The organism is Cupriavidus sp. WGlv3, from assembly GCF_023952475.1.
GTDB classification, from domain to species: domain Bacteria; phylum Pseudomonadota; class Gammaproteobacteria; order Burkholderiales; family Burkholderiaceae; genus Cupriavidus; species Cupriavidus phytorum.
In genome coordinates, this window is the sequence record NZ_JALHRX010000157.1 from 1 (window position 1) to 350 (window position 350).

The 350-nt window shown below is 62.0% G+C and carries 1 protein-coding gene; it reads right to left on the reverse strand.

Features of this window, described 5'->3' with window-relative positions:
* Positions 1 to 39 precede the first annotated feature (39 nt).
* On the reverse strand, positions 40 to 350 hold a 311-nt coding region (locus tag MKD38_RS30965; RefSeq protein ID WP_252669808.1), incomplete at its 5' end, for a transposase domain-containing protein.

A 350-nucleotide genomic window follows, 5' to 3' on the forward strand; every position in this document is an offset into this window, starting at 1 on the left:
GTAAGCGAGTAGCCAGTACCGTCTTGACGGCCGCAGCAGTTACGCTGGCGTAACCAGTTGCTCAGTGACGACCCACGGCATGAGTTCGTCGACGCGGTTGATCGGGTGATCCGCGATGCGTGCGAGCACGAAGCGTAGGTAAGCCTCGGGATCGACGCCGTTGAGTTTTGCCGTGCCGATCAGGCTGTAAATTGCAGCGGCGCGTTCCCCACCTGAGTCAGCACCCGCGAACAGGTAATTACGTCTTCCGATGGCCACCCCGCGCAGCGCACGTTCGACCGGCAGGTTGTCGATCTCCAGTCGTCCGTCGTCGCAATAGCGCGTGAGCGCCTCCCACCGGTTCAGTGCGT